Annotated in this window: 4 protein-coding genes; all 4 read left to right on the top strand. The window is 71.0% G+C overall.

The window, feature by feature from the left end:
• Positions 1–60: 60 nt before the first annotated feature.
• Positions 61–642 (top strand): DUF6114 domain-containing protein, encoded by a 582-nt coding sequence (locus ACWGIU_RS27770; protein WP_453710252.1) that lies wholly within the window; start codon positions 61–63, stop codon positions 640–642.
• The gene (locus tag ACWGIU_RS27765) at positions 632–1,912 is read left to right on the top strand and encodes a hypothetical protein (protein WP_453710250.1); all 1,281 of its coding nucleotides are present in this window, start codon (positions 632–634) and stop codon (positions 1,910–1,912) included. Before ACWGIU_RS27770 ends, ACWGIU_RS27765 begins: the two co-directional genes overlap by 11 nt.
• A gap of 240 nt (positions 1,913–2,152) precedes the next feature.
• Entirely contained in the window at positions 2,153–3,040 is an 888-nt protein-coding gene (locus ACWGIU_RS27760; RefSeq protein ID WP_453710248.1) for an FG-GAP repeat domain-containing protein, read from the top strand.
• A gap of 20 nt (positions 3,041–3,060) precedes the next feature.
• A partial coding sequence (locus ACWGIU_RS27755; RefSeq protein WP_453710246.1) for a hypothetical protein occupies positions 3,061–5,589 on the top strand: 2,529 nt, incomplete at its 3' end.

The following is a 5,589-nucleotide window of genomic DNA, read 5'->3' as shown; positions in this document are numbered from 1 at the left end:
CCCGCCCGTCCGGGCTCCACAGAGTTCTCAAGTACCACCGTTTCCAGGGAGCTGTTGTCCATGAACCCCCAGGCCCCGGTTTACGTTCGCGCAGAAGACGACGCCTGGCCCACCGTGGTGTACTACCACTTCCATGCCTGGCGCGGCCGCCGTCCCTTCTGGGCCGGGTTGTTCACGCTCCTCGGTGGCTTCCCGATCGCATACTTCCCTTACGCGGACCTCCGGCTGGGCAATGTCAGTCTCGCCATGGCCACCACGGGCGGCGCGGGCGCACTGATCATCGGTGTACTGCTGATCACGCTGGGCCTGGCCCTCTGGTTCCAGGAGACCATCCGTGTCTTCGCCGGCGTGGCCGCGATCCTGCTCGCCCTGGTCTCGATCCCGGTGTCCAACCTCGGCGGCTTCTTCGTCGGCTTCAGTCTCTCCATGGTCGGCGGCGCTCTCGCCCTGGCCTGGGCGCCGGGTCAGCCGGCCGAGGAGGAGCCGCCCGTGTCGGACCAGCCGGTCCCGGTCGGGCTGAGCAAGGCGGAGGCGACAGCGGACATGGGCATCCACGGCATTCCGGGTCCCCGTGGAACGGAAACGGCACACGCGAGCGAGACGACTGCCCACGCCGATGGCGGGAGGAACAGTGCGGGGTGACGAGACGCAGCGGGGCGTGGCCCCAGGCGCAGAGTCCCGTGCAGTGAAGGGGCCGCGCCACGCGGCGCCCAGAAAATCGCTGCTGAACAAGATCCAGATACCCGTCGGCAAGACGATGGCGCTCGCGGCGATGCCGACGGCCGTGTTCGTCGGGATGGGCATGGCGCCCAAGCTTGCGGTGGCTGACGACAAGGAGATCCCCTTCGCGCCCGGCCCGTGTGTGACGCGGTCCGACGAACCCGCGGAGACCGCGTCGAAGTCCCCGTCGCCCACGCCCTCCAAGACGCCTTCGCCGAGTACGTCGCCCAGCGCGACGCCCTCTCCGTCGGCGTCCGCGAAGGTGCAGCCGAGCACCTCTCCGTCGGCGGCCGCCAAGCCCCCGGTGACGAGCGAGAAGGCCGCAGCCACGACCCCGGCTCCGGAGCCGACCAAGTCCACGAACCCGCTGGACCCGCTGGGCGTCGGCGACGCGCTCAAGAACCTGGTCGACGAGCTCGGCCGGCCCCTCACGGACGCGACGGCGACGGCGACCCCGACGCCCGCGCCCACTCCCTCCGGTACCGCCACGGCGGCTCCGGCCCCGGACCCGGCCGCGGACGCGATCCGCGACGCGGCGAAGAAGGCCGGTGTCGAGGTCAAGGAGCTGTCCGAGGAGGTCAAGAAGACCGAGAAGGACCCCAAGGACGAGACCGGCGAGGCCAAGGACGAAGCCAAGGACGACACGTCCAAGGCGGAGGACAAGGCCAAGGGCGAGGAGACGAAGGACCCGGACGGGAAGCAGCCCTTCCCGTGCCCGACCTACGACGCCAAGGCACTGGCCGACGCCGAGCTGGAGCAGGGCGTCCCGCTCCTGCCGGACGAGCCCTGGTACCTCGACAGCTCGCTGCTGACCCTCTACGGCCTGGACTACCACGGCATCGTCGAGGTGAAGACGGCCGGCGGCAAGACCAAGAAGGTCCTGAAGTTCACCGCGGACTCGCTGGACATCAAGGACCTGTACCAGACGGTCGGCAAGGAGGGGAACGTCGCCCACCTGAAGTCCCGTCCGGGCTCCACGTCCAAGATCCGCGGCGGCACGGTGACGATGTACACCGAGAGCCTCAAGGGCAACCTCTTCGGCCTGATCCCGATCGAGTTCACCCCGAACAGCCCGCCGCCCCTGAACGTCCCGTTCGCGTTCTTCACCGACGTGAAGGTCGTCCAGGCCGGCCAGTTCGGCGGCACGCTCACCGTTCCGGGCCTGAAGAACTACATGGGGCCGCCGGAGTAGCGTCGGCTCACGCCTTCCGACGGCCCGTCCCCTTTGCGGGGGCGGGCCGTCCGCTTTCTGTTACCCTTAGGTAACTCACAGGATCTTCACAGGACTTGCACGCCCGACTAGCGTGCAAATGCCGCTGTCATGCACGCGGCGCGCAGCTGTCCACGGGGGGACTCGCAAGCACTTCGGTGTGCCCTTGGCATGCCTGCGCTCGTGACTTCCCTGAGGATCTGCACCTTTATGCTGCACACCATGAAACGCTCGGCGCGCCGGGCGGTGATCTGCGCGATCGGCCTGGTGCTGGCCGCCGTCGCGCTCGGGGTGTCCGGAGTGGCGCCGCCACTCTGGCCAGGCGGGACCGCCAACGCCGGCTCCGCGGGGGCCCAGGCCGCGGCCCCGCGCCTGAAGACGTTCCCGCTCCTGGCGCGGAACGCGAGCACCGGCAAGCTCCGGGCGTACGAGGCGAACGGTACGGGGGGCCTGAAGTCCGCCTACGAGCTCGGCGGCGGCTTCGGCGAGGCGACCGCACTCGTCCAGGCCAACGTGTCGGAGGGCGGCCGGGCCAACGACCTCTACCACCGTGCCGCCGGAAGGCTCTACTACACCGCCGAGCACGGCAACGACACCAAGCTCATCGGCGGCGGCTGGGACATCTACGACGCGATCGTCTCCGTGGGGAACATGGGCGGCTCCGCCGATCCCGACCTGATCGGTCGCGACGCCGCCGGCAGCCTCTGGCTGTACCAGGGCAAGTCCGACGGCACGCTCGCGGCCCGGGTGCGGATCGGCACCGGGTGGGGCGGCATGACGCTCGTGGGCCGCGGCGACTACACCGGTGACGGCAAGGCCGACATCCTCGCTCGGACGACCGACGGCACGCTCGCCGTCTACGCCGGTACGGGCGCGGCCACGGTGGACGCCGTGGTCGGCACGCGGTACGTCGTGGGTCCGGGCTGGCAGGCATACAGGACGCTCGCCTCCGCGGGTGACACCGACGGCGACGGGAAGACCGACCTGATCGCTGCTGACACCGCGGGCGCACTGTGGCTGTTCAAGGGCACCGGCAACCCGGCCGCCCCCTTCGCCGCCCGGGTGCAGATCGGCACCTCGGGCTGGGCGGCCTTCGATGTCCTCTTCTGAGCAGAACGGCTGATACGGGTATGCGCAAGAACGCAACCACGCCCAGACGCCGTCGTTTCGGCAACTGGACGAGCTTCCTGACCCTCACGGCCGTGGCCACAGCCACCGCCGTCACCTTGACCAGCAGTGGGGTGCAGCCCCTCGACGGCCTGCGCCCGGCCGCCGCCGCGGATCCCGCCCCCTACGACCTGGACGCGGCTCAGAAGGTCCGCGAGGCGCAGTGCCTGCTGGGCAACGTGCTGCGCAAGGGCGGCACGCAGCTGAAGAGCGTCGCCCGCACGGGACTGAAGGGAACCGAAACCGAGCTGCTCGCCGCCGCGGCGCGCAACTACTGGGACGGAACCCCGCTGTCCGCCGCGTACGCCAAGGACCACGACGCGGCCAGAGCCAAGTTCGCCGAGATGGAGGCGCGCACGAAGGCGTGGCAGGCCTCCCTCTACATGAACGACATCCCGCCCGGCTACACCAACACGGGATTCCAGTGGCCGCCGGACAACCCGGACATCTTCATGGCGACGGGCTACGGGGGCTGGATCGCGGACCAGTTCTGGACGGGCGAGAGCGAGTTCTACACCGATCAGCACCCGCTGGCCGGCAAGGCCTCGGTCGACGCGGCCACCAAGATCGCGAAGGCCCGGTACTACCCGGAGACCCACGAGACCTACGAGGACCGCAAGGAGTGGGAGTGGCACATGGCGGGGTCCACCCCCATGTACGCCGACGACGCCCGCATCTTCCTGCAGAACGGCGGCTTCCCCACCAGCGCCCCCGCCCCGGATTCCATGGAATTCCGGATCGACGTGGAGCAGCTCAAGGCGCGCTTCGCGTCCTGCGCGACGCGCAACCCGATCGACCCGCACAAGGTTCTGACAGCCGAGGCAGCCGTCGCCTCCCAGGAGTGGCAGGCCGAGATCGCGGGCCAGAACGCCCAGCGGGACACCATCCTCGGTGCCGAGCAGGCCGCCTCCAAGGACCTGCAGATCGCCGCGCAGGCCATGGCCGAGGCCCTCGGCCAGTCCATGATCGCCAGTCGGCTCACCGACTGGGAGGCGCACTTCCTTAAGGTTCCGGCCGGCAGCGGACGCCCGCCGGCCAGTGAGTTCACCAAGGCCCGCACGTGGATCGAGCAGGCCCAGGCCCGCGCGACCGGGCGGCTCTACGTGGCCTCGCGCGCGGCCCAGGACGCCCAGGCGCAGGCCGCCAAGGTGACCACCGCGCAGAACGCGGCGTACGCGATCGCCGACAACGCGGGCCTGCCCCGCGGCCGCGGTCTCCTCTACGGTCAGCAGGCGGCCCAGGTCACCAAGGCTTCGGCGGCTGCCGCCCAGGCGGCGGCCAAGGCCACCGAGACCGCGCTGAACGCGACACGCGCCTCGGCGGCCGACAGCAAGACGCTGAACTCGCTTGCCATGACGCAGGCGCATGCCTCGAAGGCGGAGTTCCGCCGCAAGGCCGCCGAGGAGGCCGCCGCCCAGGCGAAGGCCTCCGCGGAGGGAGCCGCGGCGCAGGCGGTGAAGGCCGCGGAGAACGCCTCGAAGGCGAAGGCGGCGCAGGTCAAGGCGGCGGCAGCGGAGAAGGAGGCCAAGACCGCTGCGGCGGACGCGAAGGCCAAGCGCGAGAAGGCCGAGGCCGAGCGGGACTACGCCAAGTCGCAGAAGGAGCTCGCCGAATCGGAGCGGGCGAAGGCCTCGGCGGCGGAAGCCCGGGCCCAGACCCAGCGGACCGAGGCGGGCAGCCAACTGGCCGCCGCGCAGACTGCGGGAACCACCGCCGAGAACAAGATGAAGGACGCTGTCGACGCCGAGAAGAAGGCCGTGACGGCCCGGAACAAGGCGATCGACGCGGAACAGCAGCGTGACGCCCTGGAGGCCAAGGCCTACGCCAAGGAGTCCAAGGCCGCAGCCGACGAGGGCACGAGCGCGGCCGAAGGGTCCCGTACCGCAGCCACCACCGCACGTACCGCCGCCGACAACGCGGGCACGGCGGCCACGGCCGCACGCGCCGAGGCGGACACGGCGACCGGGGCCGCGACCAACGCGAGAGCGGCGGCGACCCGGGCCCAGGGGGCGGCCAAGCGCGCCCAGGCAGCGGCGGACGCGGCCAAGAGGGACGTCGCGGTCACCGAAGCCGCGGTGCAGAAGGCACACGCGGCGGCGGCCGAGGCCATCGACGCGTCGGACGCGGCCAAGTGGAACGCGATCACCGCGAAGTCGCAGGCGGAGACGGCCCATCAGCAGGCGGAGAAGGCCAAGGCCGATGCCTCGGTGGCCCGCAGTGAAGCGGTGGCGGCCGGAGCCGAATCCATCCGCACGGCCGGTTTCGCCTTCTCCACGGCCCAGGCGGCCGTGGCCGCCAGTGAGTCGGCGATGCAGGTGGTCAAGCCGGCCAACGACGCCGTCGAGCTGGGTTCCCCGTACAAGGAGACCGACTCCTCGGCGGGTCTGGCCGTGCTGACCGGGCAGGCCGCGAAGACGGCGGCCGAGCAGCAGGCGGCCCTGGCCCAGGCCAAGGCGGACCAGGCGGCCAAGGCCGCTGCCGCGGCGAAGAAG

The sequence above is a fragment of the Streptomyces sp. NPDC054840 genome (assembly GCF_053611065.1).
This window is presented reverse-complemented; position numbering and strand designations above follow the sequence as displayed.

Excerpts from the sequence above, each read along its gene's own strand:
- ACWGIU_RS27770 (WP_453710252.1), top strand. The coding sequence starts at position 61 with ATGAACCCCCAGGCCCCGGTTTACGTTCGCGCAGAAGACGACGCCTGG.
- ACWGIU_RS27760 (WP_453710248.1), top strand. The coding sequence starts at position 2,153 with ATGAAACGCTCGGCGCGCCGGGCGGTGATCTGCGCGATCGGCCTGGTG.